The 23,717-nt window shown below is 57.1% G+C and carries 21 protein-coding genes; 11 read left to right on the top strand and 10 right to left on the bottom strand.

The window, feature by feature from the left end; translation table 11 throughout:
* Positions 1-69: 69 nt before the first annotated feature.
* The 4 genes from HNP47_RS13245 to HNP47_RS13230 are packed head-to-tail and all read left to right on the top strand — an operon-like array spanning position 70 to position 3,568.
* Positions 70-849: an ABC transporter permease gene (locus HNP47_RS13245; protein WP_260394855.1), complete on the top strand. Its 780-nt coding sequence runs from the start codon at positions 70-72 to the stop codon at positions 847-849.
* Entirely contained in the window at positions 850-2,040 is a 1,191-nt protein-coding gene (locus HNP47_RS13240; protein WP_184279890.1) for a chain-length determining protein, read from the top strand. It begins immediately after the preceding gene.
* A complete protein-coding gene (locus HNP47_RS13235) occupies positions 2,040-2,711 on the top strand; it encodes an ABC transporter ATP-binding protein (RefSeq protein ID WP_184279889.1) in 672 nt (223 codons plus the stop codon). The genes HNP47_RS13240 and HNP47_RS13235 overlap by 1 nt, the downstream gene beginning before the upstream one ends.
* Before the next feature lie 5 nt (positions 2,712-2,716).
* Positions 2,717-3,568 (top strand): hypothetical protein, encoded by an 852-nt coding sequence (locus tag HNP47_RS13230; protein ID WP_184279888.1) that lies wholly within the window; start codon positions 2,717-2,719, stop codon positions 3,566-3,568.
* 42 nt (positions 3,569-3,610) lie between these two features.
* On the opposite strand, the gene rfbA is transcribed toward HNP47_RS13230, so the two are convergent.
* Genes rfbA through rfbC form a run of 4 tightly spaced genes read right to left on the bottom strand, consistent with a single transcriptional unit; the run spans position 3,611 to position 7,011 of the window.
* Positions 3,611-4,477 (bottom strand): glucose-1-phosphate thymidylyltransferase RfbA, encoded by an 867-nt coding sequence (rfbA, locus tag HNP47_RS13225; RefSeq protein ID WP_184279887.1) that lies wholly within the window; start codon positions 4,475-4,477, stop codon positions 3,611-3,613.
* Positions 4,474-5,376: a dTDP-4-dehydrorhamnose reductase gene (gene rfbD / locus HNP47_RS13220; protein WP_184279886.1), complete on the bottom strand. Its 903-nt coding sequence runs from the start codon at positions 5,374-5,376 to the stop codon at positions 4,474-4,476. The genes rfbA and rfbD overlap by 4 nt, the downstream gene beginning before the upstream one ends.
* Complete coding sequence (gene rfbB, locus HNP47_RS13215; protein ID WP_184279885.1) at positions 5,369-6,424, bottom strand: dTDP-glucose 4,6-dehydratase; 1,056 nt, start codon at positions 6,422-6,424, stop codon at positions 5,369-5,371. The genes rfbD and rfbB overlap by 8 nt, the downstream gene beginning before the upstream one ends.
* A 14-nt stretch (positions 6,425-6,438) precedes the next feature.
* Positions 6,439-7,011 (bottom strand): dTDP-4-dehydrorhamnose 3,5-epimerase, encoded by a 573-nt coding sequence (gene rfbC, locus HNP47_RS13210; RefSeq protein ID WP_184279884.1) that lies wholly within the window; start codon positions 7,009-7,011, stop codon positions 6,439-6,441.
* Positions 7,012-7,165: 154 nt separating this feature from the next.
* Here rfbC and HNP47_RS13205 point away from each other — a divergent pair, with 154 nt between their 5' ends.
* Genes HNP47_RS13205 through HNP47_RS13190 form a run of 4 tightly spaced genes read left to right on the top strand, consistent with a single transcriptional unit; the run spans position 7,166 to position 14,887 of the window.
* Positions 7,166-10,426 carry a glycosyltransferase gene (locus HNP47_RS13205; RefSeq protein ID WP_184279883.1) on the top strand — a complete coding sequence of 1,087 codons (3,261 nt, stop codon included), beginning with the start codon at positions 7,166-7,168 and terminating at the stop codon, positions 10,424-10,426.
* Between the two features lie 2 nt (positions 10,427-10,428).
* Positions 10,429-11,337: an NAD-dependent epimerase/dehydratase family protein gene (locus HNP47_RS13200; protein WP_184279882.1), complete on the top strand. Its 909-nt coding sequence runs from the start codon at positions 10,429-10,431 to the stop codon at positions 11,335-11,337.
* Between the two features lie 51 nt (positions 11,338-11,388).
* A complete protein-coding gene (locus tag HNP47_RS13195; protein WP_184279881.1) occupies positions 11,389-12,633 on the top strand; it encodes a class I SAM-dependent methyltransferase in 1,245 nt (414 codons plus the stop codon).
* Positions 12,634-12,646: 13 nt separating this feature from the next.
* Complete coding sequence (locus HNP47_RS13190) at positions 12,647-14,887, top strand: glycosyltransferase (RefSeq protein ID WP_184279880.1); 2,241 nt, start codon at positions 12,647-12,649, stop codon at positions 14,885-14,887.
* Here the strand turns inward: HNP47_RS13190 and HNP47_RS13185 are convergent.
* Positions 14,856-16,151 carry a glycosyltransferase family 1 protein gene (locus HNP47_RS13185; RefSeq protein WP_184279879.1) on the bottom strand — a complete coding sequence of 432 codons (1,296 nt, stop codon included), beginning with the start codon at positions 16,149-16,151 and terminating at the stop codon, positions 14,856-14,858. The two genes, HNP47_RS13190 and HNP47_RS13185, sit on opposite strands and share 32 nt — an antisense overlap.
* 160 nt (positions 16,152-16,311) lie before the next feature.
* Here HNP47_RS13185 and argB point away from each other — a divergent pair, with 160 nt between their 5' ends.
* Genes argB through dapD form a run of 3 tightly spaced genes read left to right on the top strand, consistent with a single transcriptional unit; the run spans position 16,312 to position 18,778 of the window.
* Positions 16,312-17,241, top strand: a complete 930-nt coding sequence (argB, locus tag HNP47_RS13180; protein WP_184279878.1) for an acetylglutamate kinase — start codon at positions 16,312-16,314, stop codon at positions 17,239-17,241.
* Positions 17,238-17,912, top strand: coding sequence for a pyrimidine 5'-nucleotidase (locus HNP47_RS13175; protein ID WP_260394854.1), 675 nt, complete (start codon positions 17,238-17,240; stop codon positions 17,910-17,912). Before argB ends, HNP47_RS13175 begins: the two co-directional genes overlap by 4 nt.
* On the top strand, positions 17,909-18,778 hold the full coding sequence (dapD, locus tag HNP47_RS13170; RefSeq protein WP_184279877.1) for a 2,3,4,5-tetrahydropyridine-2,6-dicarboxylate N-succinyltransferase: 870 nt from the start codon (positions 17,909-17,911) through the stop codon (positions 18,776-18,778). The genes HNP47_RS13175 and dapD overlap by 4 nt, the downstream gene beginning before the upstream one ends.
* Here dapD and HNP47_RS13165 read toward each other — a convergent pair whose 3' ends face one another.
* The 5 genes from HNP47_RS13165 to HNP47_RS13145 form a co-directional block, all read right to left on the bottom strand.
* Positions 18,779-20,116, bottom strand: a complete 1,338-nt coding sequence (locus HNP47_RS13165) for a HAMP domain-containing sensor histidine kinase (RefSeq protein ID WP_184279876.1) — start codon at positions 20,114-20,116, stop codon at positions 18,779-18,781.
* A 149-nt stretch (positions 20,117-20,265) separates the two neighbouring features.
* Positions 20,266-22,194, bottom strand: a complete 1,929-nt coding sequence (gene thrS, locus HNP47_RS13160) for a threonine--tRNA ligase (RefSeq protein WP_184279875.1) — start codon at positions 22,192-22,194, stop codon at positions 20,266-20,268.
* Positions 22,191-22,427, bottom strand: coding sequence for a membrane protein insertion efficiency factor YidD (gene yidD / locus HNP47_RS13155; RefSeq protein WP_135194176.1), 237 nt, complete (start codon positions 22,425-22,427; stop codon positions 22,191-22,193). Before yidD ends, thrS begins: the two co-directional genes overlap by 4 nt.
* A 79-nt stretch (positions 22,428-22,506) precedes the next feature.
* Positions 22,507-22,962, bottom strand: a complete 456-nt coding sequence (locus HNP47_RS13150) for an iron-sulfur cluster assembly scaffold protein (protein WP_184280020.1) — start codon at positions 22,960-22,962, stop codon at positions 22,507-22,509.
* A 56-nt stretch (positions 22,963-23,018) separates the two neighbouring features.
* A complete protein-coding gene (locus tag HNP47_RS13145) occupies positions 23,019-23,678 on the bottom strand; it encodes an HAD-IA family hydrolase (RefSeq protein ID WP_184279874.1) in 660 nt (219 codons plus the stop codon).
* Positions 23,679-23,717 lie beyond the last annotated feature (39 nt).

The raw sequence follows: 23,717 nt of genomic DNA, 5'->3' as shown, positions 1-23,717 counted from the left end.
CAACAGGAATAGCCTAGCCAGCGCCGTCGCCTGTGGAGACGCGCCGATCTCTTTGCCCTAGTGCGAGATTTGAACCTGTTTAAATCCCTTTCCAACCACGCGCGTATTATCGGGGCGCTTATGATGCGCGAAATTGTGACCCGGTATGGTCGCGAGGGCATCGGATTTCTTTGGCTGGTCGGCGAGCCCCTATTGTTCTGTATTGGTGTTCTCGTTCTTTGGTCGGCGATCAAGCCGGAATACGAACATGGAATACGTGTCGGGCCATTTGTAATGACAGGGTACGTTTGTTTGTTATTACTTAGACATGCCATTTCGATGAGTTTAACTGCGCTCCAAGCCAACATAGGTCTTCTTCATCATAGAAATGTCCGCATACTGCATATATATCTTTCTCGTAATATATTAGAATTTGCAGGTACTACAGTCGCGTTCATAATAGTTTATGTCATACTGTTTGGTATGGGTCAGGTTCATCTGCCGTCAGACCCAATGATACTTTACGCTGGCTGGTTCTCGCTGGCTTGGCTTTCCATGGGGCTGGCATTGACGCTAAGCGGTATGGCGCTTTATTCTGATGTGGTGGAGCGACTAGTCCCGGTTATCACTTATATCCTAATACCGCTGTCCGGAGCATTCTTTATGCTTTCTTTTATTCCTTCTGGATACAGGGAAGTACTGTTGTGGGTGCCGATCCCACATACTGTGGAGATGGTGCGTGCGGGCGTGTTCGGTGAGTTTGTGAAAACCTATTACACATGGTGGTATCCCTTGGCCTGGGGAACGCTCCTCAATCTCGTAGGCCTTTTATTGCTAGCACGCGCGAAGCGATTGGTGGATATCGAGTAGATGCCTAACCGTCACGACCACGATCAAATTCAGAGCGGCTCGCAGGTCACCTATGCTGGCGACATGGATTCGCTGAGTTCATCAACGGATAGCCGGCGTCAAAGGCGACGGTTCCCTTGGGCCTTTGCATCGGTGGTCGTTGCCCCCACTGCGCTCGGAGCGTTCTACTATTTCCTCATCGCCAGCCCGATCTATGTCTCTGAGGGAAGGTTCATTGTTCGATCGTCGAACCAAGCCCAACCGTCTTCCCTCGGGGTGGCTCTTCAGGGTGTGGGTTTGTCATCGACCCAAACTGATGCATTCGCAGTGCATGAGTACATTCGATCTCGGGACGGAGTAGCAGAGTTATCGAAGGTAGTGGATGTGGATGGGTTTCTGTCCAGAAGAGGTGCCGATTTCATCTCGAGGTATCCATCGCCTTGGGAGGAGCGCACTAAAGAAGGGACATTTGAGGCATTTCAACGCTTTGTGACTGTAGGTTACGACTCCACAACTGGGATAAGCACAATTCGGGTAAGAGCCTTTAATCCTCAAGATGCTAGAGCGGCAGCCACTCAGCTCCTCGTGGGTGGTGAGGGTTTAGTAAATAGGCTTAATGCGCGTGCAGGGACGGACGCAGTCGCGAACGCTGTCGATGCGCAGGCGCAAGCGCGTGATAGATTGACCTCGGCGCAAACTCAACTGAGCGCCTTTCGGAACCGCGAGCAAATTATAGATCCGCAGCGTGAGGCACTCGCGGGAGGAGACCTTATTGGCGAACTGCTGGTTTCACTGGCGAACCTGCGTGCAGAACGATCGCAGTTGGCCGAAGAAGCGCCCAACAGCCCGCAGTTGCCATCTCTAGATCGACGAATTGCAGCGTTTGAGGGGCAGGTTAGTGAAGAGCGGCGACGAATTGCGGGCAACAATTCATCACTATCAGGGAAGATTAGTGAGTACGAAAGCCTGGTCTTGGAAAGGGAGCTCGCAGAGCGAGAGCTGTCCGCTGCTAGTATTGCGCTTAATACCGCTCAGCTCGATTCCACTAGAAAGAAGCTTTACCTTGAGCGCGTAGTAAATCCAAATCTTCCCGATGAACCCTCTCTGCCAAAGAGATGGCTCAGGCTGCTGACCATTTTTGCATCGTGTCTGATAACTTACGGCGTGGGCTGGTTGGTGTGGGCGGGAGTGCGCGAGCATGGACAGAGTTGATGCTTCGAGACGATGAGGTCGGCTTGGCGGTTGCTGGACTGAGCCACTCTTTCGCGGGGAAAAAAGGCAGTCCTGTTTTCCAAAAGCTCAGCTTTACGGTCAAGAAAAGCGAACGATTGGCGCTGCTGGGCCGTAACGGCCAAGGCAAGTCGACGCTCATTCGGATTTTGGGCGGCATATTGGATCCGGACGAGGGCCGAGTAGATTGGTCCATGACCTCATCTTGGCCGATCGGATTCGGAGGGGGATTCCAAGGCAGTTTGTCCGGCCTAGACAACATTCGCTTTTTGGCGCGAGTTTACGACCGGGAATATAGCGAACTTAGAGACCGAGTTGATGATTTTGCAGAGCTAGGAACTGCCCTGCGGCAACCCGTGAAGCATTACTCATCTGGTATGAGGGCAAGGCTTGCATTCGGCTTATCCTTAGCCATCGAGTTTGATTGTTACTTGATCGATGAGCTAGTCTCCGTTGGTGATGCGCGGTTTCAGGCCAAGTGTAATGCTGAGCTTTTTCACACCCGATCTAATCGTGCATTTATAATGGCATCCCATGACATGATTATGGTTCGGAACCTTTGTAGCAGAGCGTTGATCGTTGAGAACGGCCAAGCCAAAATGTTTAACGATATTGACGAAGCGATTGACGTTTATAGTTGGCTTCGAGCATAGAATTAATGAATATATTTATTGTTAGCTCAGGCCTCACTGATTCTTGGGTAGACGAGTTCATCTCCAAGGCCAATGGAGCAGGGTGCAACGTTTTAGACACAAGATTAAATACCTCGCTCAATAAATCGGATTTCGAGGATGAGCGGCCTGACTTTTTAATTTGCAATCTTTTGAATGCAGCAGATGCCTTTGCTCCAGCGCCTTGGATGGTTGTTTCCGACGACCCGGGTAATGGTGTCGGCTTTTTTGAGAGAAATGGGCTCTCTTTAAAAGAAGCGATCCAGCGGACGGCGAGCGAACACGCCGCATCTTCATTACTGTCGTCTTTAGGTGCGCCATGTTTTGATGTTCGAAAAGACATTATATATCTTGACGGCTTCGAAAGTTTTACGTTTGAACCAAAACGTAATGATGAGCCCAATCAAAGCTGTGACGTTTTGTCGATGTATGTACCCGGGTTTGCTGGGGAGACTATGTGGCCTGTGAGTCTATTTGAGACTGACTCCTCAGCCCAGCGCTTGGATAACAGCGTCGCGTTTGATCTCACAGGACGCAGCCGCTGGCTAATCCATGGGCCACATATAGATCTTCCACCCGGATACTGGGAAGTTCACGCAAAAATATTCGTGGACCCGTTTAATTCTCAGGCTAACCTGATAGTTGACTGGGGCGTCGGGGGCGTGGATATCGTCTCGTGGAGTGGCGTCATAAAAAAACGAGGTTGGTATGACGTTAAGTTACGGAAGGAATGGTCTAATATTGGCGCTGCACAATTTAGAATTCTGACGCATCCGGCATTCGAGGGCAAAGTTGTGTTTGCCGGATGCTATATCAGGAGTCCTCCCAACTCTAAGTAAAGTAAAAGGTGGACGTAGAGTGGTCTTTTCTGTCAACGGCAATCAGCGATACACCAAAGCTCTCAAGTATTCGCCGTAGGTTCCTTTTCCAGCCAAATTGGCTATCTTCTCAAGCTCAGATTGAGTGATGAAGCCTTTCTCGAAGGCCACCTCTTCGGGACAGGCGATCTTGAAGCCTTGGCGTTTCTCCAAGACCCGTACGAATTCAGCGGCTTCGAGAAGACTGTCCGGCGTTCCTGTATCGAGCCAAGCGTAGCCGCGTCCCATAATCTCGACCGACAGCTTGCCATGTTCGAGGTAGACGCGATTGACGTCGGTAATCTCCAGTTCACCGCGCGGTGAAGGTTTGATGTCTCGAACGACGTTCACCACGTCGGAATCATAGAAGTAGAGACCGGTAACAGCCCAGCTAGAACGCGGAGCGGCCGGCTTCTCTTCGATGGACAGGGCGCGCATATGTTCGTCGAACTCGACCACTCCGTAGCGTTCCGGATCATTGACGTGATACGCGAACACCGTAGCCCCATCAGGCCGATCCATGGCGCTGGTGAAGAGGTCATTTATGCCGTGGCCGTAGAAAATGTTGTCGCCCAAGATGAGCGCCGAGGGATTGGCTCCGACGAAATCCGCGCCGATGAGGTAAGCTTGGGCCAGCCCATCTGGGCTGGGCTGAACGGCGTACTGAATTTCCATTCCCCACTGCGATCCGTCACCGAGCAATGTCTTGAAGCTAGGGATGTCTCGGGGGGTAGAGATAATGAGCACCTCTCGGATGCCTGCCAGCATCAAGGTTGACAGCGGATAGTAGATCATCGGCTTATCGTAGACCGGCATCAGCTGCTTTGACGTAACCAAGGTCATGGGGTGCAGGCGCGTGCCCGAACCTCCGGCCAGGATGATTCCCTTCATGACAAGGTCCTTTCAGCGTGTAGTTCGGTGACGATCTCTGCGACGGCGTCCTGCCAAGATCGAGGCGTGATCGCGAAGTCTCGGGTCAATTTATCTGTCGCCAAGCGCGAATTGGCCGGGCGCTTGGCCGGGGTGGGGTATTCGCGCGAGGCGATCGCTTCGACGGTCGCGGATGGTCCGCCGGATGCTTCGCTGAGCGCAAAAATCTCAGAGGCTAGCCCCGCCCAGGTCGTATCGCCGTTGTTAACGAAGTGGTAGACTCCCGTTGGCGCATGCGGGTCAGCGATCATTTTTAATGTGACGGCCTTCAGGGCGTCGGCAATGTCGCGCGCCGAGGTAGGGCAGCCGTGTTGGTCGCCAACGACACGCAATACGGACCGATCTGCAGCGAGGCGCAGCATGGTTTTTAAGAAATTGGCTCTGTGGACGCTCAGAACCCAAGCCGTGCGCAACACGACCGACCGAGGATTGCCTTGGAGGACTGCAAGTTCGCCCGCCAACTTGGACGCGCCATAAACGCCTAGCGGGCCCACCGGATCCGTCTCGACATACGGGCCATCCTTGGACCCATCGAAAACATAGTCCGTCGAGACCTGGATCAACGGGATGCCCGCCTCACGCGTCGCGTCGGCCAGCACGGCGGGCCCCATGGCGTTGGCCGCGAAGGTGACCGCCACCTCTGTCTCGGCTTTATCTACGGCGGTGTGAGCGCCGGAGTTAATCACGGCGGCGAATGGGGTGGCGGCGAGAACGGCGCGGACTAAGCCGGCATCACCCAAGTCCAGTTCGGCCCGTGACGGCGCGTGGAGGACCACATCCTGAGGCCAGTCGGCACTCTGCAGTTCGAGCCCCACCTGGCCGGCGCCGCCTGTGATTAGGATGTGTACAGGATCAGGCATTGGCTACGCCTAGACGCTGTGTCGAATAGCGGGCGTCCAGAATGTCTTGCCACCAGGCTTGGTTCTCTAGGTACCAAGCTACCGTTTGTTCGATACCCTGCTCGAAGGTCACCGACGGCGTCCAGTTAAGCTCTGATCGGATCTTCGAGGCGTCGATAGCGTAGCGCTGATCGTGGCCTGGACGGTCCGTCACGTAAGTGATCTGGTCGATGTATTTACCATCCGCCTTGGGCCGCAGCCGGTCCAAGATGGAGCAGATGGTTGTGACTACATCGATGTTCTTTTTCTCTGCGTTTCCGCCGACATTGTAGGTCTCGCCTGGAGTGCCGGTCTCAAACACGGCTTGCAGTGCTCGGGCGTGGTCATCGACGAACAACCAGTCGCGCACGTTCGATCCGTCACCATAGACCGGCAGGGGCTCCCCGTTCAAGGCCCGGATGATGATCAGCGGGATCAGCTTTTCAGGGAAGTGATAGGGGCCGTAGTTGTTAGAGCAGTTGGTTACCAATACCGGCAAGCCGTAGGTATGACCCCAAGCGCGCACCAAATGGTCTGACCCTGCCTTGGATGCAGAATAGGGTGATCGGGGATCATAGGGCGTGGTCTCTGTGAAGAAGCCGTCCTCGCTCAGAGAGCCGAATACTTCATCAGTCGATATATGGTGGAAACGGAATGCCGCCTTGCCCGTTTCATCCAGTTCTCGCCAGTATCCGAGAGTTTGGTTTAGCATCACAAAGGTGCCGACCATATTGGTCTGGATGAACTCGCCAGGGCCGTCGATCGAACGATCGACATGGCTCTCGGCCGCCAGGTGCGCGACCACATTGGGCTTGAACTCACGCAGGGCCTTTGACACGGCCTCGGCGTCGCAGATGTCGGCTTGAACAAAGGAATAGCGTTCGCTGGACGCCGCCGTCTGAAGCGAACTCAGCACGCCAGCATAGGTCAGCTTGTCGAACACTAGAACTTGGTGATCCGTGTGTTCGATCAAGCGCCGAACGAGGGCCGAGCCAATGAAGCCGGCGCCGCCGGTGACCAGAATACGCATTGGGGATCTTTCTGTTAGAGTGTGGGCAGCGGCTCAAGCGGCCAGCCGTCATACTCAAAGGGGCTGTCGAATTCAGCCAGGGTGGGGAGGATCTTGTCCTTGTCAGACAAGACTGCGCCCGAATCCGGCAACGGCCAATCGATGCCGACTGTCGGATCGTTCCAGACGATGCCTCCATCGCAGTCCGGCGCATAGACGTTAGACACCTTGTAGGCGATTTCGACATCCTGTTGGAGCGTGACGAAGCCATGCGCGAACCCAATGGGAACGAACAACTGCTCTCCGCCCTCTGCGGTCAGTTTTGCGGCGACGTACTGCCCGTAGGTAGGCGACCCGCGCCGCACATCCACGGCGTAGTCCATGATTGACCCCCGCACGCAGCGAACAAGCTTGGCTTGGGCGTATGGGGGTCGTTGAAAATGCAGGCCCCGTATCGTGCCTTCGGCGGCAGAAAACGACTGGTTGTCTTGCACGAAGCGAGAATCAATACCCGCCGCAACCGCAGACCTTTCAGAGTAAGTTTCCATAAACCATCCCCGTTCGTCACCAAACCGGCGAGGCTGAAGAAAAATTACGCGGCAGGGCATAAACGCTCGCTATTGATATGGCAGGGCATATACGCTCGCAATTGATATAAAGTCGGTTGCAACGGCATAAACGAAATGCGACTTCGGCGTCAATGTGTATGGCAGAGCCTTCACAGAGTGCGCGGCGCTGTGTGCGCTCTGGAGAAACAGACTTATGAACTTGAACGTCATCCCGCCGCGTGGTCGCAGGCTAATCTCTCGTCTGAGCGGCGGAACTATTGGGCGCAGCGCGCGACGAAAGGGCGATCTCGCACGCGGAGAAAAAAATTGGCTAGCTGCTGCTTCTCATTACCAGCGCCATCTTCTTCGCAGGCCGCGCGACTACGCAATCTGGGTGCAGCTCGGGCATATGCTCAAGGAAGCGGGTCGGATCGGCCCGGCGAGTTCTGCGTATGCCAAAGCAGCCGAACTGAGATCGGACGATCCTGATCTAATGATGTCACGCGGTCACCTAGCAAAAAGAGCAGGAGACCTGCCGCAGGCCTCAAAATTTTATTTGATGGCCCACCAGAGCGGGGCAACTACGCACGCAAATGTCGAACTTAGTTCGCTTCTTGCTGCGGCCGATGTGGCGCGCGCGATCCTTCCTGCAGATCAGCCGGATCAATCGCAACCGAGTTTGCCGGAGCAGGCAATTGATACCGCGGCTCTCTCGGCCATCGTTGCCGCGCCAGTATACGCGACTCCGATGGAGCGAAAGCGGGCGCGGCAGATGTCCGATATTTCGGCAAGGCTAGCCAACATGCCGCCAGTGGACCTTACCGGGCCGCTGATATCAATCTTGACACCCGTCTACAACGTTGAAGAGCGTTGGCTTATTGAAATGGCGGACTCAATTCTTCGCCAGACGTATGCAAACTGGGAGCTTTGTCTAGTCGATGACGGCTCCACAAATGCATCGACTAGAGACGCTGTGGTGCGTTTGGGAGCTCACGACCCACGTATCAAGGTGCTGTTGCGACAAAACAACGGGGGGATATCGGCTGCATCTAATGACGCATTGGCCATGTCATCTGGAAGATATGTCGCATTAGTCGATAACGATGACATTCTAACGTCTGACGCTCTCGAAGAGATGGTTCGTGAGATAAACAGAACTGACCCAGACTGGCTATACAGCGACGAATTTAAGGTCGATGAGAACAATGTTCCTTCTGAGCTTTTTGCAAAGCCGGATTGGTCGCCGCTGTTTCTTTTGAACTATATGTATACTGGTCACCTGACGCTTTATCGGCGCTCGGCAGTTTTGAAAGCTGGCGGTTTCCGTTCTCAGTATGACTTTTCGCAAGACTACGATCTGGCACTGCGCATGGCGGAGATGGACCTTAAGGTGGCTCACGTCGAGCGCTATCTTTATGGGTGGCGTGCAATCGAAGGGTCGGGCGCGGCCGGTGGGAAGCCTCATGCCCGCATTAGCAATTTGGCGGCCCTGCAGGATGCTGCCGATAGAAGGGGGTGGGGAGGAGAAGCGGTCGGGCTTCCGACATGCAATCGGTTGGTCCGCTCTGAAATTGATCACCCGCTAGTGTCGATAATAATCCCATCTGACAACATTGAAAACATCAAGACCACGATCGACTCCATTACGAGCAAGTCCACGTACAAGAACTATGAAATAGTCATTGTCACCAGGTCGGAAACTATCGATCAGTTGAGGCGCGAGATTTCAAATGCTGCGGTTAAATGGTGTGCTTACGATTTGCCCTATAATTTTTCCGGGAAGTGCAATGCCGGAGCAGCGAGCTCTTCTGGCGACTACCTGATATTTTTCAACGACGACGTCCGTGTCATAACCCCTGACTGGATTGAGTGCCACATAGAGTATTTGGCTTTGCCTGGTGTGGGAGTTGTGGGGCCGAAGCTTCTGTATGAGGACGGCTCCATCCAACATGCAGGCATAGTCACCGGTGTTCGGCGATTCACGGGGACGGCGTTTCATACATATCCTTCCAACACTTCAGCCCACTTCAATATGGCGCAATGCGTGAGGGAAGTGTCAGTTATAATCGGTGCGTTGCTTGCGATGCCTGCCAATGTCTTCAACGAGATAGGCGGTTATGACGCCCTTAACACGCCGATAAACCACTCAGATGTCGATCTATGCTTTAGGGCGCGAGAGGCTGGCTATAGCTGCGTCTATAACCCTCACGCAACGTTGGTGCATATTGGTCATATGTCTATTGGAGATGAGAGCTACGTCAAAACGCCGAAGAAAAAAGATACAGCCGATGTATTTTTATTGCGGCGTTGGAGCCAGTTTATCGCAAGAGATCCGTTCTTTACTCCAGCTATGCGAGACTTAATCTATATTGATTCTCAGGAAGAATTCGATCTCCTTCTCCCTGACGATGAGCCGTATGATTCTTCTGATTCGAGATCTGTGGCGATCATTTCGCATGATTTGACTGGAAGCGGAGCTCCAAAAGTAGCGCTCGATTTGGCCGTCACGCTTAAGTCCAGTGGGATGTTCGTTGTGGTGTTTTCTCCGACTGACGGGCCGATGCGGCAACGCCTGCTTGATGCTGGTATTGCGGTTGTCGTGGATGAATTGATCTTAACCGGGCACGATGCAGCGACCGCGCCGCTATCTCACTTCGACATCGTGATTGCGAACACGATCGTGTGTTGGCGTACGGTTAGTGCGATCAGCGATTTGGTGCCTGTATATTGGTACACTCATGAGACGGCCCTAGTCGATCATTTTGCCGCCGAGCCTGGCTTCAAGGAGGCACTGCTCAAGCCGGCCGCAATTTGGTCCGGCAGCCGCCTAGCCGCTGAAGCGCTCGAGCCCTACGGCGCGGACCCTCTTGTCCTTGAGTATGGCGTGGAAGATGCGTCTGATGCTTTGGCACAAGTAAAAATCAGGGTGGGACTGTTCGGTTCGTACGAGCCAAGAAAGGGGCAGGATCTCGCTGTCGAAGCTATGCTGCTGCTGCCTCCTGAAGTTCAGTCGAGAATTCACTTCGTTGCATACGGGCGGACCTTGGACGCGGGGTTCCGAGATGCAATTGGGAAGAAGGCGCAGGGCTTGGCCACGGTCGCTTTGAAGGGTGAGTTATCATACGGCGAGTATCTAGCCTCACTGCGCGAGTGTGATGTCGTTCTGGTGCCATCACGAGATGACACGCTGCCTTTGGTCTCTCTAGACGCCTTGTCCTTCGCAAAGACGCTTGTCGTAAGCCGCCAAACGGGAACGTCGGCATACCTTAAGGACGGCGTATCTGCGGTGATCCTAGAACATAACTCGCCCCAAGATATCGCCGCTGCGCTGACGAGTTTGCTGGCCGACAACGAAGCGTGTTCGCGGATCGGAAAAGCGGGAAGGAAAGTCTTTCTCAAGAAGTTCACAGTCGATAGCTTCGCCAAAAGGCTTGATACGGCTTTGGCGATGCCCGTTAGAACGGCGAGCGCCTAACCATGCGGATCGCAGTGACTGGTGGTGGAGGATTTATTGGGAAAGCGCTGTGCCGCCGTCTCATAGCCGACGGCCATACGCTCATCTGTCTACGAAGAGCGCCAGGATTATTCATCGAAGGTGCCGAGGTGTTGGTCGGGACGCTTCAGGAGTCCGACGCCATCTCTGCCCTAGTCAAAGATGCTGATGTTTGCGTCCATCTCGCGTCATCCAGCGGACCAGCAAGCTCCAATGGGGATGTGTTGGCCGACCTGGAACTGAATCTCCGTGGCGGCGTCGCGCTTTTTCAGAAGTGCGTCGAAGCGTCTGTTAAGCGTGTGATATTTACGTCATCTGGCGGAACAATCTATGGAGCGCCTGATCTGCTGCCGACGCCCGAGACTGCGCTACCTCGTCCAACGACGGCGTACAGTGCGGTTAAAGCCTCTTTGGAGGGCTATCTCGCCGTGTATAAATATCAGTTCGGTTTACAGCATCGGATCCTTCGCCTCGCTAATCCCTTTGGCCCTTCGCAAGCAACCGCTAAGGCGCAGGGGGTGATTCCCATATTCATTGACCGCATCCGCAACGGGGAGCCGATCGAGATTTGGGGTGACGGTAGCATAGTGAGAGACTTCATATTCATAGATGACGTAGTCGAGGCTATATCGACATGTTTGGACGATAGCGGTGACTATGAAACTTACAATATTGGATCTGGTATTGGCCGCACGTTAAACGAAGTCATCTTAGCGATTGAGAATGTGTCGGGAATAAAGGCTAACGTCATCTACAAGTCGTCTCGAAAATCTGATGTGCCTATAAATGTCCTTGATTGCTCTCTGGCGCACGCGCATTTGGGATGGAGCGCTAAGGTCAATTTTGATCAAGGAATTGAGAAGACGTGGCGTGAGCGGTGCCGAACTCGCTAACTTTGTGTATCACCAAGAAACTATCTTAGACTTTTAGAGAGGTTACAGCCGATGGCTAAAAGTCTGGGAGAGATGTTGCCAATACTTCGTTGTCCTATCACTAAAGGTGAATTGAAGATCGAAGGCGACTGGTTGGTTAGCGGCGATCACCGTTATCCCGTCGTCGCTGGCCGTCCAATCCTTGTCAGAGACGTTAAGCCGTTTCACCTGGCTGCGCCATCGGCACAAGTAATATCGCAAAATATTGACAGTTACTATCCACCTGAATGGCTTCCATCTGATGGTGTATGTCTTCACCTAGGTTCGGGAAATGTACCGGCATCTGATCGCCGAGTGATATCGATGGACGTCCTACCAAACGAGAATGTTGATATCGTCGCTGAAGCCGAAGCGCTGCCTTTTGCTGATGGAGTCATAGATTTCGTTGTCTCTGGCGCGGTTTTTGAGCACTTACGTGACCCAATAAAATCTGTAAAAGAAGCAAGAAGAGTCTTGAAGGATAGGGGCAGGCTTGTTATCGACACGGCTTTTATGCAGGGGTACCATGGATTCCCTAGCCATTACTTTAATCTAACGCCCCAGGCAGTTGAGACTATTCTTTGCGACGATTTCATTCTCGAAGACTCGCAAGTACCAAAATATGCGGGTCCATCTAACGCTATACACACTCAGGTTGAGCGATATTTAGGTTTCTTGCCTCCCTCATTGGCGACTGCACTCAAGACTGGGTCAGTCACCGAATTTCTTGCGCATCTGTCCGATCACGATGGGTGTCCTGATCAATATATGACGGAGTACGCTAGGCGAGCTTTAGCCGCGAGTTTCGTGGTGGTCGCCAGGAAGCCGGATGGTTATGACTTTTTGAAAAAATCTGACCATTCATCGATAACAGCGCGGGCCGAGTTCTATTCGGCCAGAATGGCTGTTATTCATCGCCATCATGAAGTTTCACATTTTTTCGAACTGAGGGCAAGCCAGCTTGATTATGATGTGCCCGAACTAGAACCGGGTTGGCTAAAGTCAACACTTGCGCGAAGCTTGGTTAACAATCCCTTGGATGTCGAAGAGTTTAGAGCAGCGGCGAACGTTCTGAACGGCTATGCAGAGGGCTTGGTACACACGCGGGATCGAGTGCTTGGTTCTTTAGCTGAACAATCACAGGCGCATGAAGCTAGCCTAAACTTAGAAAGGCAGCGCCGAGCGAGAAAAGGGCCGCGATGGCAGGTTCAAAGATTCAGGCGCTGGATAAATCGAAGAGTCTTGATGCGAGCGAGCCCCAAGCGACCTTGGATATGAATGGTACATCAGCGTGACCCCCATCGACAAGCTACGCAAAGCCATTTTGAGATTTAGCAGGCTCTCGCGCCGAGGTGATCGTAAACAAGCTGATGTCGCCTTGCGAATTGGAAACCGTGCGGCATCTGAAGGAGACATGGCTCTTGCAATCGCCGCGTATCAAATGGCAAGCACGCTTGACTCTGCAAGAGCGGGGCCCGCGCTAAAGCTCGCAAACGCTCTGAAGGATTTGGGAGCGACGGAAGATGCAATTGCTCGGTATCGTGAGATTATTGCTAAAAATGGCCCCAAAGCCAGCATTCTAATACATCTTGGTCATGCGCTCCGACAGGCCGGTAAGTCTGCTGATGCCATAGAAAGCTTTGCTCAGGCATTAGAGCTCGACGAGAATTCGCGCGAAGCACGCTATATGTTGCTGATAATGGGCGCTAACGGACGAGTTACAAAGACTCTCGCCGGCCCGGATGTCGTGCATTCCGACCTCTTAAGGCTTGAAACCAGCCTTCAGAGCGTTAAGTCAGCATTGCACCAATGGAACGCCGATTCGACTTATCCAAGAGGTGCTTGGGACGCTTTCAAGCGAGACTTTCCGATAACTGAAGCACCGTCAGTTGCTGCGAAAAAATACTTGATAATCGTAAACGCGAGTATCGGGCACCCTGCCCTCTTACGGCGCACACTTTTGAGTTTGATCGATCAATCGGTTGCTAGTTGGAAAGCAATCGTCGTGGGAATGCCAAATATTTCTCACAGCGTCACGTCATTTCAACGTACGGATGAGCGTATTGATTTTAAGGAGGACGCCGCCAGCCTATTGGAATCTGTCGAAGCAAAAAGCTATGACGTAATCGTATCACTGGCCGCAGGTATTATTCTTGATGACAGAGCTTTGTCTTGGGTCGGCTGGGGTCTTACCCAAACCAGAGCCGAGCTATTGTATTGTGATCATGACCGTCTGAAAGAGCAGTGGTCTGGTGGGCGTATATTTAGTGATCCTACGTTATACGGAATGGCAGATCCGATACTGATAGATTCTAGATCTCAGATGCCCGTGCTCCTAGCAGGCAGCTTTGTAATATTTAGAGAGTTGGCATTGTCATATGTGAGCCCTACTGAGGGCGTTTTATCAGACATTAACGCCGTTCACTACAAGCTCCTCCAAAGCCGGATAGGAGTTTGTCCAGTTCCCCACATACCGCTGACTTTAGCTAGCCGACTAATGCTACCTGACGCGGCATCGTTAATGGATGACTCGGAGAAAGTAACCCCGACGCAAATGTTGAAGCATAAGGACTTATCAAAAGATCTGGTGACGGTGATAATACCGACGAAAGACCAGTCCGCTATGCTAGTTGAGTGTATAGAGAGTCTTCATGCCCGCAGCAGATGTCAGGATCGCCTTGACGTCATTGTAGTCGACAATAGAAGCGAACTCCAAGAGACACAGGTCGCGATTGACCGAATGGAGCGCATCCATGGCATCAGGACGATAAGGGACGACGCAGGGTTTAACTGGTCTCTGCTAAACAACACGGCTTGCGCGGGAGTGCAAGAAGGCATTGTCGTGTTTTGCAACAATGATACTGTAATGTTGTCCGATGGATGGGACGATCAGCTAAGGCATGATTTCTCCGATCAAAAAGTGGGGGTCGTTGGTGCGCGCCTTTGGTATCCCGATGATCAGCAACAGCATGCAGGAATTGTTTTGGGATTCGACAACGGCGCCCCGAAACATGAAGGTTTGTTTTCGCCTAGATCTGACCATGGACCAGATGAGAGGTGGAGCTCTCGTAGGGGGGCTGCTGCCGTGACGGGAGCGTTCCTCGCCGTCCCGGTTGATTTGTTCCATAAGGTCGGAGGCTTCGATGAGGTTGCTCTTCCGATTGCGTACAACGATGTTGATTTCTGCCTTAAAATCCGAGAGCTCGGCTATATTGTTGTCTACGATCCAGAAATAGAGCTCGTTCACAGGGAGTCAAAGACCCGTGGTCTCAACGATACTCAAGCCAAAATAGCTTGGGACGAGGGTGAGCTTTTTGACTTGCGCCGGAGATGGGGGCGAGCTGTTGTCGAAGATCCATTTGTTAGCCCAATATGGTCTCGTTACATCCATCGGCCACTGGGTGGGTACGCTAAACCCAACCTGCGGGCGATAGTAGACTACGTTGAGCGGTCGAATAAGAGCAGGCCGTGGTCAGTAAGGCGGGTGGAAAATGGCCCTGTCAGCCATGAAGCCGCTGATATACCTCTTTGAGTCGCGCTTGGGTGTGCTCTGGAGAAAATTGGAGCGCGCGTTTTCTGCCGTCGTGTTCGAGTCTACGTAATAGATTGTTGTCTCTATCTAGTGCTTCTATCCCGAGTTTGATGGATCCAACACTTAACGGATTGACCAGGGCGGCTGCCGAGCTTGCGATTTCTTTCGGTGCTCCGAAGTTGGAAGTCAGCACGGCAGTGCCCAATGCCATTGACTCGACTATAGGTAAGCCGAACCCTTCATAGAGAGAGGGGAAAAGGGTAGCGCGAGCCCCCCTCACTAAACCTACCAAAGTTATAAGTGGAAGGTACTCTAGATAGATAACTCTCTTGGCAAGCGGGCTTTCCAGTGAAACAACTTGTTGCATTAAAGAAATTTCGTTTTCACGAAGCCAGCCTTTTCCGCCAACGATGACGAGTGTCCTCGCAGTTTCAGCCTGAGAAAAAGACTCAAAGAGGCGCCCGAGGTTTTTCTTAGGCTCAATGTTTCCGTAATGTATGAAATAGTCTTTCCATTTTAGACCAAAAACCTCGAATAGGTTCCTGGAAAGCTCGAAATCCGACATGCCCAAGGCATGTTGAGGTATTGATACCGATTGGTAGACATTGGTTACTTTATCTTCCGGCACACCTAAAGAGGATATGACGTCATTCCGCGTGGTCTCTGAAACGGTAATAATGTGATCTGAAGTGCCAGCGGATTTTTTGAATAGGTCGTAAAAGCTCTTTTTGTCGTCAGAAGTGCTGTGGGGAAGTCGTAAGGGTATAAGGTCGTGGATTGTGCAGATGTTTACCGACCCTGCTGCGTGTAGCGGGAGCGGAGTCGTCCAATGAATTATGTCTGGCTTTGGCGCGCCGGTGAAATGCAGGCGCGATGTGGTCCCGTACCGCTGAAATGCGCGATGCGAGGTGCGAAACAGGTCGCGGCTGCTCCAGAACGAAGCGGCGGGAGGTTGCGCGGCTCCGTCTTCTGGCCAAATCACACGGCCGGTACGCGGAATGAAATGAGCAGATACACCGACCGTGGCTGCCATTGTCCTAAGATAGCGGGAGGCACGCTTGGGCGGTTTTCCAGAGCGTTCGCTGTCAACCAGTATTGCTTCATTGAGGGCGTCGTTATCCCCTATCTTCCCTTTTGGGCCATAAAGGACCTGAGTTTCGTAGCCTATGGCATTTAGGTCGACCAAGAGATTGCGAGCATAGGTCGCAATTCCCGACCCTTGTTGGAGCGCGAGGTTGAAGCCATCAATACAAACCGTAGTCATCGGGGCCCGTTCTTTTATTTAGCTAGGAATCATGCGCGGCGATTGCCGGAGTAATCCGGGTAGGGGTTGTAGTAGCCGTTACATCAACGCCGACCCTTTCAGCAATGCGGGGGGTTTTGATCGTGACACCGCCGCCGTCCCCCGCTATCTCGCGCGCGTGATGAACGAAACAGAACGCCAGTCGGAAGAACGCAGCTGGGAGACGGCGAAGACGCTCGCCGAGGCCTTGCCGTATATTCAGGTGTATGACCGCGAGACCGTGGTCATCAAATACGGCGGTCACGCCATGGGCGAGAGCGCTGTGGCGCGTCAGTTTGCGGCCGATGTGGTGCTGCTGAAGCTGATGGGCGTGAACCCGGTGGTGGTGCATGGCGGCGGGCCGCAGATCAGCGCCATGCTGGACAAGGCGGGGGTGAAGTCCAGCTTCGTCGACGGGCTGCGGGTCACCGATCCGGCGACGATGGAGGTCGCCGAGATGGTGCTGTCAGGCGCGGTGAACAAGGAGATCGCCCACTGGATCACCATGGCCGGCAAGGAGGCGGACGTGCGCGGCGTCGGCCTGTCGGGCAAGGACGCCGGTTTGCTGACCGTCGAGAAGACGCGCCGGACCAAGCGGGATCCCGACAGCATGATCGAGCACGAGGTCGACTTGGGCTATGTCGGCGAGCCGACCAAGGTGGATCCCAAACTGATCGCCGGCCTGATCGCGTCCGAGACCGAAGACTGGGTCCCGGTCATCGCCCCGATCGGCGTGGCCGAGGATGGTCAGACCTACAACGTCAACGCCGACACGGTGGCCGGCGCGGTCGCGGGTTCACTGAACGCCAAGCGGATGCTGCTGCTGACGGACGTGCCGGGGGTGAAGGGCGCGGACGGCGACATCATCCGTCAGATGACGCTGGGCGAGGCGCAAAACCTGATCGACACGGGCGTCGCCACCGGCGGCATGATCCCCAAGCTGGAGACCGCCATGGCCGCCGTTCGCGCGGGCGTCGAGGCGGTGGTCATTCTGGATGGGCGTCGGCCGCACGCCATGCTGGTCGAGTTGTTCACAGAGTTCGGCGCCGGCACCCTGGTGAAGGCGTCTTGATCGACCCCCATTCCACATCCCTTGGGCATGTGCGCGCCTGGGTGTTCGACATGGACGACACCTTGTATCCGCGCGAGCAGGGTCTGATGCGGCTGGTCCAGGCGCGCATCAACGCCTTCGTGGTCGAGGCCGTTGGGCTGGAGCCCGAGGCCGCAGCCGCGATGCAGCGCCAGTTTCTGGACGAGCACGGCACGACCCTGGCCGGACTGATGGCCAACTATGCGGTCGATACCGAACGATTCCTGCGCGAGGTGCACGACGTGCCGCTGGACGGGGTCGAGCCCAATCCGCGTCTGGCGGAGCGGCTGAAGGCCCTGCCCGGTCGTTGCTATGTCTTCACCAACGGCGCGCGCGACTACGCCCATCGTGTTCTGGAGCGGATCGGCGTCGCCCACTGTTTCGAAGGCGTCTTCGCCATTGAGGATGGGGATCTGACGCCCAAGCCCAATCCCGCGACCTTCCGCCGGATGCTGGAGCAGTTCGGCATCGATCCGCACCGATCCGCCTTCTTCGAGGACACGCCCAAGAACCTGGAGCCGGCCAAGGCCCTGGGCATGGCGACGGTCCTGATCGGCGACGGCCATGGCAAGCCAATCGGGCCGCATATCGACCATGTGGCCCCGGACCTTTTCGACTTCCTTTCCGATCTGAGCTTCAAGGACGCCGCATGACCGATCTGTCGCATCTCGAATCCGTCGTCGAGGCCGCCTGGGAACAGCGCGCCGAGGTGTCCGCCGCCACGCATGGCGAGGTGCGCGACGCCGTCGAAACCGCCCTGGCCCTATTGGATTCCGGTCAGGCCCGCGTCGCCTCGCGCGGCGCGGATGGCGTCTGGACCACGCATCAGTGGCTGAAGAAGGCGGTTCTGCTGTCCTTCCGCCTGAACGACAACCAGATCATGCGGGCGGGCGCGGCGTCCGTCATGCCGCTCTCGGTGGATCATCCCGTCGCTGTCGGTCCCTTCTGGGACAAGGTGCCCAACAAGTTCGGCGACTGGACCGCATCGGATTATCAGTCGGCCGGCTTCCGCTCGGTGCCCGGCGCCATCGTCCGGCACGGCGCGCATATCGCCAGGAACGTGGTGCTGATGCCGTCGTTCGTGAACATCGGCGCCTTCGTCGACGAGGGCTCGATGGTGGACGCCTGGGCCACGGTGGGCTCCTGCGCCCAGATCGGCAAGAATGTGCACCTGTCGGGCGGCGCAGGCATCGGCGGCGTGCTGGAGCCGCTGCAGGCCAATCCGACCATCATCGAGGACGGTTGCTTCATCGGCGCTCGTGCCGAGGTGGCCGAGGGCGTGATTGTGCGCGAAGGCGCGGTCCTGGCCATGGGCGTCTATCTGTCGGGCTCGACCAAGATCGTGGACCGGGCAACCGGCGAAGTGTTCCGGGGCGAGGTGCCGGCCTATTCGGTGGTGGTGCCGGGATCGCTGCCGGATCCCAATGGCGGGCCGTCGCTGTATTGCGCGGTCATCGTCAAGCGTGTGGACGCGCAGACGCGGGCCAAGACCGGCGTCAACGAGCTGTTGCGCGACTGATCAAGCGGCGACGCGCACGGCCTCGATCCGGGGCGTGTCGAAGGTCGCGTGAAGGGTGAAGGTCGATCCCTTGCCGGGGGTCGACGTCACCGTGATCTCGCCGTCCATCAGGGCGGCCAGACGCTGGCAGATGCTGAGGCCCAGGCCGGTGCCGCCGAACTTGCGGGTGGACGACCCGTCCACCTGAGAGAAGGGCTGGAACAGGCGCGTCAGATCGTCGGCGGCGATGCCTATGCCGGAATCGACCACACCAAGTCGCAGGGTCGTGCGGCCCTCGCCTGCCGGCTCGCTGTCGATAATCAGGCGAACCTCGCCCTGGGGCGTGAACTTGATGGCGTTGGCCAGCAGGTTATGCGTCACCTGCGCCAGGCGCAGCGGGTCCATTCTGATAAGCGGCGGCAGCGGGCCGCGGATGTCGGTCGTGAAGGTGAGTCCGCGCGCCTCGGCCTGGGCCTTGAACGGCCCCAGCAGCCGGGCGGCGAGGCTCTCGGCTTCGACGTCGACAAAGTCCAGCTCCATCTTACCGGACTCGATCTTCGTGATGTCGAGGATGTCGTTCAGCAGCACCATGAGCCCTTCGCCGGAGTCGCGGATGACCCCGACGAATTCTTTCTGGCGGTCGCTGAGCTCGGACATCTGCAACAGTTGCGCGGCCCCCAGAACCCCGTTCATCGGCGTGCGAAGCTCGTGTGAAATAACGCCCAAGAAGTTGGATTTGGCGGCGCTGGCGGCGTTGGCCGTGTCACGGGCGGTTTCCAACTCGGCGATCAGTTCGGCCTGGCGGCGGTTGACGGTTTCCAGATCGCTGTCCTTCATCTGGGTGATGGCCACCTTGATCAACAAGGCCAGCGCCAGAACCGGGATCATGCTGAGCACCACCCAAAAGCCCGGCGTGCCCCACAGTTTCGCGAACAGCAGCACCACGACAACCGAATAGGGCGCCGACACGATCAGGGCCTCACGGGGCGCGGCGCGCATCTGGGTGAAGACCAGCACATAGCCGGCCATGAGAAGGGCGACGCCCAGCGGCACGCCATAGGCGCCGCCGTAGAGGAAGGCGAGCAGCGGCGCTGCTGACCAGGCGATGCAGGAAATGGTGGCGGCCGTCAGCTTGATCAGGCTGTGCAGTCGCTCATCCCGTATCACCAAAACACGTTCGGCGAAGGTCCTCAGGAGGCCCGACGCGGTCGCGGCTGCAAACCACAATACTGCAGTCGTCCAATCGGTGACGGTAAACAGGGCGATCGCCCAACTTGCGATGATCAGATACCGCATATGGCCGTGTGCAATCAGATGTTGCAGCAGAGACCGGCCGGGCTGCGTCTTGAACGTCGTCATCATCGGATCTCGGAGAGCGATGACGCAAACTGGCGCGTCTTCACCTAAGATACGATGAACGTTCACCTTTAAGGCCTGCCGCGTCCGAGACCGTACATTGGCGACATTCTGCGACGGATGAAGAGCAGCTGTCAGCCGCCTTTAATCCATCAACAGGCGCGCTTCAGATCCGGCGGGGTCGCTTCGTCGGTCAGGATGCGGATGGCCTCCTCGACCGTGACCAAGGTCTGGGCCGGAGAGCCCAGGCGGCGGATGGCGACCATGCCGTCCTCCGCTTCCTTGCGGCCGACAACGGCGATGACCGGGACCTTGCCGACCGAGTGTTCGCGGACCTTGTAGCCGACCTTTTCGTTGCGCAGGTCGATCTCGGTGCGCAGGCCGGCGGCCTTGAACTTGGCCATCACGTCGCGGGCGTAATCGTCGGCGTCCGAGGTGATGGTGGCTACGACGGCCTGGGTCGGAGCCAGCCACAGCGGGAAGGCGCCAGCGTAGTTCTCGATCATGATGCCGATGAAGCGCTCGAACGAACCCAGGATCGCCCGGTGCAGCATGACCGGGCGGTGCTTCTGGCCGTCCTCGGCGATGTAGGTGGCGTTCAGGCGTTCGGGCAGGACGTAGTCCAGCTGGATCGTGCCGCAGGTCCATTCGCGGCCGATGGCGTCCTTGACGATGAAGTCCAGCTTGGGCGCATAGAAGGCGCCGTCGCCCTCAGTGACGACCGGCTCGGTTCCCGCGGCGCGGGCGGCCTCGGCCATCAGGGTCTCGGCCTTGTCCCAGAACGCGTCCGTGCCGGCGCGGTTCTCGGGCCGGGTGCCCAGGCTGATGTAGGCCGTCTCCATGCCGAGGTCGGCGTGGACGCTGCGGGCCAGTTTGATGAACTCAGCCGTCTCCTCGACGATCTGGTCCTCGCGGCAGAAGATGTGGGCGTCGTCTTGGGTGAAGCCGCGCACGCGCATCAGGCCGTGCAGCGAGCCTGAGGGCTCGTAACGGTGGCAGGCGCCGAACTCGGCCATGCGCAGCGGCAGCTCGCGATACGACCGCTGGCCCTGGTCAAAGATCTGCACGTGGCCGGGGCAGTTCATGGGCTTGAGCGACAGCTCTTCGCCCTCGACCGTCTCGCAGACGAACATGTTCGGACGATACTTGTCCCAGTGACCGCTCTGCTCCCAGAATTTGCGGTCCAGAACCTGGGGCGTCTTGACCTCGACATAGCCGGCGGCGTCCAGGCGGCGGCGCATATAGGCCTCCAGCACGCGCCACAGGACCCAGCCCTTGGGGTGCCAGAAGACCATGCCGCGGCCCTCTTCCTGCATGTGGAAGAGCTCCATGGCCTTGCCGACCTTGCGGTGGTCACGCTTCTCGGCCTCTTCCAGACGCTGCAGGTGGGCGTCCAGGTCCTCCTTGGTCGCCCAGGCGGTGCCGTAGATGCGCTGAAGCTGTTCGCGTTTGGAGTCGCCGCGCCAGTAGGCGCCGGCCAGCTTGGTCAGTTTGAACGCCTTGCCGACATGGCGCGTGGAGGGGAAGTGCGGCCCCCGGCACAGGTCGATCCAGTCGCCCTGCTTGTACAGGGTGATGGTCTCGTTCTCGGGCAGGTCCTTGATCAGCTCGGCCTTGAACTTCTCGCCGCGAGCCTCGAAGAAGACGATGGCCTCGTCGCGGTCCCAGACCTCGCGCTCGAACCTGGCGTCGCGATCGACGATCCGGCCCATCTCCTTTTCGATGGCGGCGAAGTCGTCGGTCGAGAACGGTTCTTCGCGGAAGAAGTCATAATAGAAGCCGTCCTCGATGGCCGGGCCGATCGTGACCTGGGTGCCGGGGAACAGGGTCTGCACCGCCTCGGCCAGGACGTGGGCCGTGTCGTGACGGATCGTGTAGAGGGCGGCGGGATCGTCGCGCATGATCAGGCGGAAGTCTCCGCCCGTCTCCAGCACCCGGCTCATGTCGCGCTGCTCGCCGTTCAACTCGGCCAGCACGGCCTTCTTGGCCAGGGACGGCGAGATCGAGGTCGCCACGTCGCGCGCCGTCGAACCGGCAGGATACTGGCGCACGGCGCCGTCGGGGAATTTCAGATCGATCATGTGTCAGTCTTTGCAGGCGGGACCGGGTCGTAGCCCGATCCTCCGAAGGGATGGCATTTACAGAGCCTGCGCACGGTGAGCCATCCCCCCTTTACCGGTCCGTGCTGGATCAGGGCGTCGCGCCCGTAATCCGAACAGGTCGGCAGGAACCGGCACTGCTGGCCGATCAGGGGAGACAGCGTCAGCTTGTAGCCCCGATGGGCCGCGCGCACGCCGCGTTCATAGAGAGACATCACGTCCCTTCGCCGGGGGCTTGAGAGGTTCGCCGCGCTTATCCCCTGTCATCGCAGGGGGATCAACCGGTCGTGCCTGTCAGGCCGCGCCGGCGAGGCGAGTTCGGGCGGCCAAGGCATTATTCACCGCCTCCAGCGTCGCCTCCAGTGAGACCAGGGTCGAGGCGTGGCGGGCGGGGTAGTCGGCGACCTGTTTCAGCAGGCGCAGATCCTCGAACCGACCAACGGGGCCGTCGCCGCCGGCTTTCAGCATGGCGATCATGGCGTCACGGGCGTCCTTGAGATCATCGACCGACGCGCCGATCACAGACTGACCCAGCACCCCGGCGGCGGCCTGGCCGAGGGCGCAGGCTTTGACGTCTTGGGCGAAGCCGACGACGCGGCCCTGGTCGTCCAGCGTCACATCGACCGTCGCGCGCGACCCGCACAGTTTCGCCACCCTTTCCCCGGTGCCCTGTGGAGCCGGCAGACGCCCCGCATGCGGCAGGTTCGCCGCCAGCGACAGGATGCGCGCGCTGTAGAGGTCGTCGATCATGGGGCGAAGATAGGCGCTCAATCCTCCCCCGTGAAGCGCGGCGTAAAGGGGGAGGATTACAGCGTCAGGACGAGACGCCCATCGGATCGGGCTTCCAAAGTCGCATCCGCATAGTCCGCCAGCGTGGGATGATCCGTCTTCAGCGGATGGGTCCAGGCGGCGGTGACGACCAGCACGTCGGCCCCGGCCGCTTCGCCCGCCTGGATGCCGGCCTCGGCGTCCTCGAACACCAGGCAATCGGCGATATCGAAGCCCAGGGTCGCGGCGGCCTTCAGATAGCCGGCGGGGTCGGGCTTGCCGCGTTCGACGTCCTCGGCGGTGATCATGACGGCGGGCGGCGTGACGCCTGCGGCCTTAAGACGGGCATGCGCCAAAGGGACTGAGGCGGAGGTGACCACGGCCCAGCGGTCGGGCGGCAGGCGTTTGACGAAGTCGACGGCGCCGGGGATGGGGGCGACGCCGTCCACGTCCTCGATTTCGCCGCGCTCGACCCAAGCCACCTCGGCGTCCAGGTCGATATCAGGCAGGTTCTGGCGACGAATGGTGTCGATCGCGCGCACGCCGTGGATGGTGGGGATGAAGGCGGCGGCATCCAGCCCGTGGCGCGCGGCCCAGCGGGTCCAGACGCGCTCGGCGGCCAGGGTCGAGGTGATCAGGGTGCCGTCCATGTCGAACAGGAAGGCGTGATAGGCGCGGGACGCGGGGAGGGCGGTCATGGCCCCATCCACCACGCATGGAGCGTGATCGCAACTTGC

The organism is Brevundimonas vesicularis (assembly GCF_014204545.1).
Taxonomy (GTDB): Bacteria; Pseudomonadota; Alphaproteobacteria; order Caulobacterales; family Caulobacteraceae; genus Brevundimonas; species Brevundimonas vesicularis_B.
This window is presented reverse-complemented; position numbering and strand designations above follow the sequence as displayed.

Excerpts from the sequence above, each read along its gene's own strand:
- HNP47_RS13240 (WP_184279890.1), top strand. The coding sequence starts at position 850 with ATGCCTAACCGTCACGACCACGATCAAATTCAGAGCGGCTCGCAGGTC.
- HNP47_RS13235 (WP_184279889.1), top strand. The coding sequence starts at position 2,040 with ATGCTTCGAGACGATGAGGTCGGCTTGGCGGTTGCTGGACTGAGCCAC.
- HNP47_RS13230 (WP_184279888.1), top strand. The coding sequence starts at position 2,717 with ATGAATATATTTATTGTTAGCTCAGGCCTCACTGATTCTTGGGTAGAC.
- rfbA (WP_184279887.1), bottom strand. The coding sequence starts at position 4,477 with ATGAAGGGAATCATCCTGGCCGGAGGTTCGGGCACGCGCCTGCACCCC.
- rfbD (WP_184279886.1), bottom strand. The coding sequence starts at position 5,376 with ATGCCTGATCCTGTACACATCCTAATCACAGGCGGCGCCGGCCAGGTG.
- rfbB (WP_184279885.1), bottom strand. The coding sequence starts at position 6,424 with ATGCGTATTCTGGTCACCGGCGGCGCCGGCTTCATTGGCTCGGCCCTC.
- rfbC (WP_184279884.1), bottom strand. The coding sequence starts at position 7,011 with ATGCCCTGCCGCGTAATTTTTCTTCAGCCTCGCCGGTTTGGTGACGAA.
- HNP47_RS13205 (WP_184279883.1), top strand. The coding sequence starts at position 7,166 with ATGAACTTGAACGTCATCCCGCCGCGTGGTCGCAGGCTAATCTCTCGT.
- HNP47_RS13200 (WP_184279882.1), top strand. The coding sequence starts at position 10,429 with ATGCGGATCGCAGTGACTGGTGGTGGAGGATTTATTGGGAAAGCGCTG.
- HNP47_RS13195 (WP_184279881.1), top strand. The coding sequence starts at position 11,389 with ATGGCTAAAAGTCTGGGAGAGATGTTGCCAATACTTCGTTGTCCTATC.
- HNP47_RS13185 (WP_184279879.1), bottom strand. The coding sequence starts at position 16,151 with ATGACTACGGTTTGTATTGATGGCTTCAACCTCGCGCTCCAACAAGGG.
- argB (WP_184279878.1), top strand. The coding sequence starts at position 16,312 with ATGAACGAAACAGAACGCCAGTCGGAAGAACGCAGCTGGGAGACGGCG.
- dapD (WP_184279877.1), top strand. The coding sequence starts at position 17,909 with ATGACCGATCTGTCGCATCTCGAATCCGTCGTCGAGGCCGCCTGGGAA.
- HNP47_RS13165 (WP_184279876.1), bottom strand. The coding sequence starts at position 20,116 with ATGACGACGTTCAAGACGCAGCCCGGCCGGTCTCTGCTGCAACATCTG.
- thrS (WP_184279875.1), bottom strand. The coding sequence starts at position 22,194 with ATGATCGATCTGAAATTCCCCGACGGCGCCGTGCGCCAGTATCCTGCC.
- yidD (WP_135194176.1), bottom strand. The coding sequence starts at position 22,427 with ATGTCTCTCTATGAACGCGGCGTGCGCGCGGCCCATCGGGGCTACAAG.
- HNP47_RS13150 (WP_184280020.1), bottom strand. The coding sequence starts at position 22,962 with ATGATCGACGACCTCTACAGCGCGCGCATCCTGTCGCTGGCGGCGAAC.
- HNP47_RS13145 (WP_184279874.1), bottom strand. The coding sequence starts at position 23,678 with ATGACCGCCCTCCCCGCGTCCCGCGCCTATCACGCCTTCCTGTTCGAC.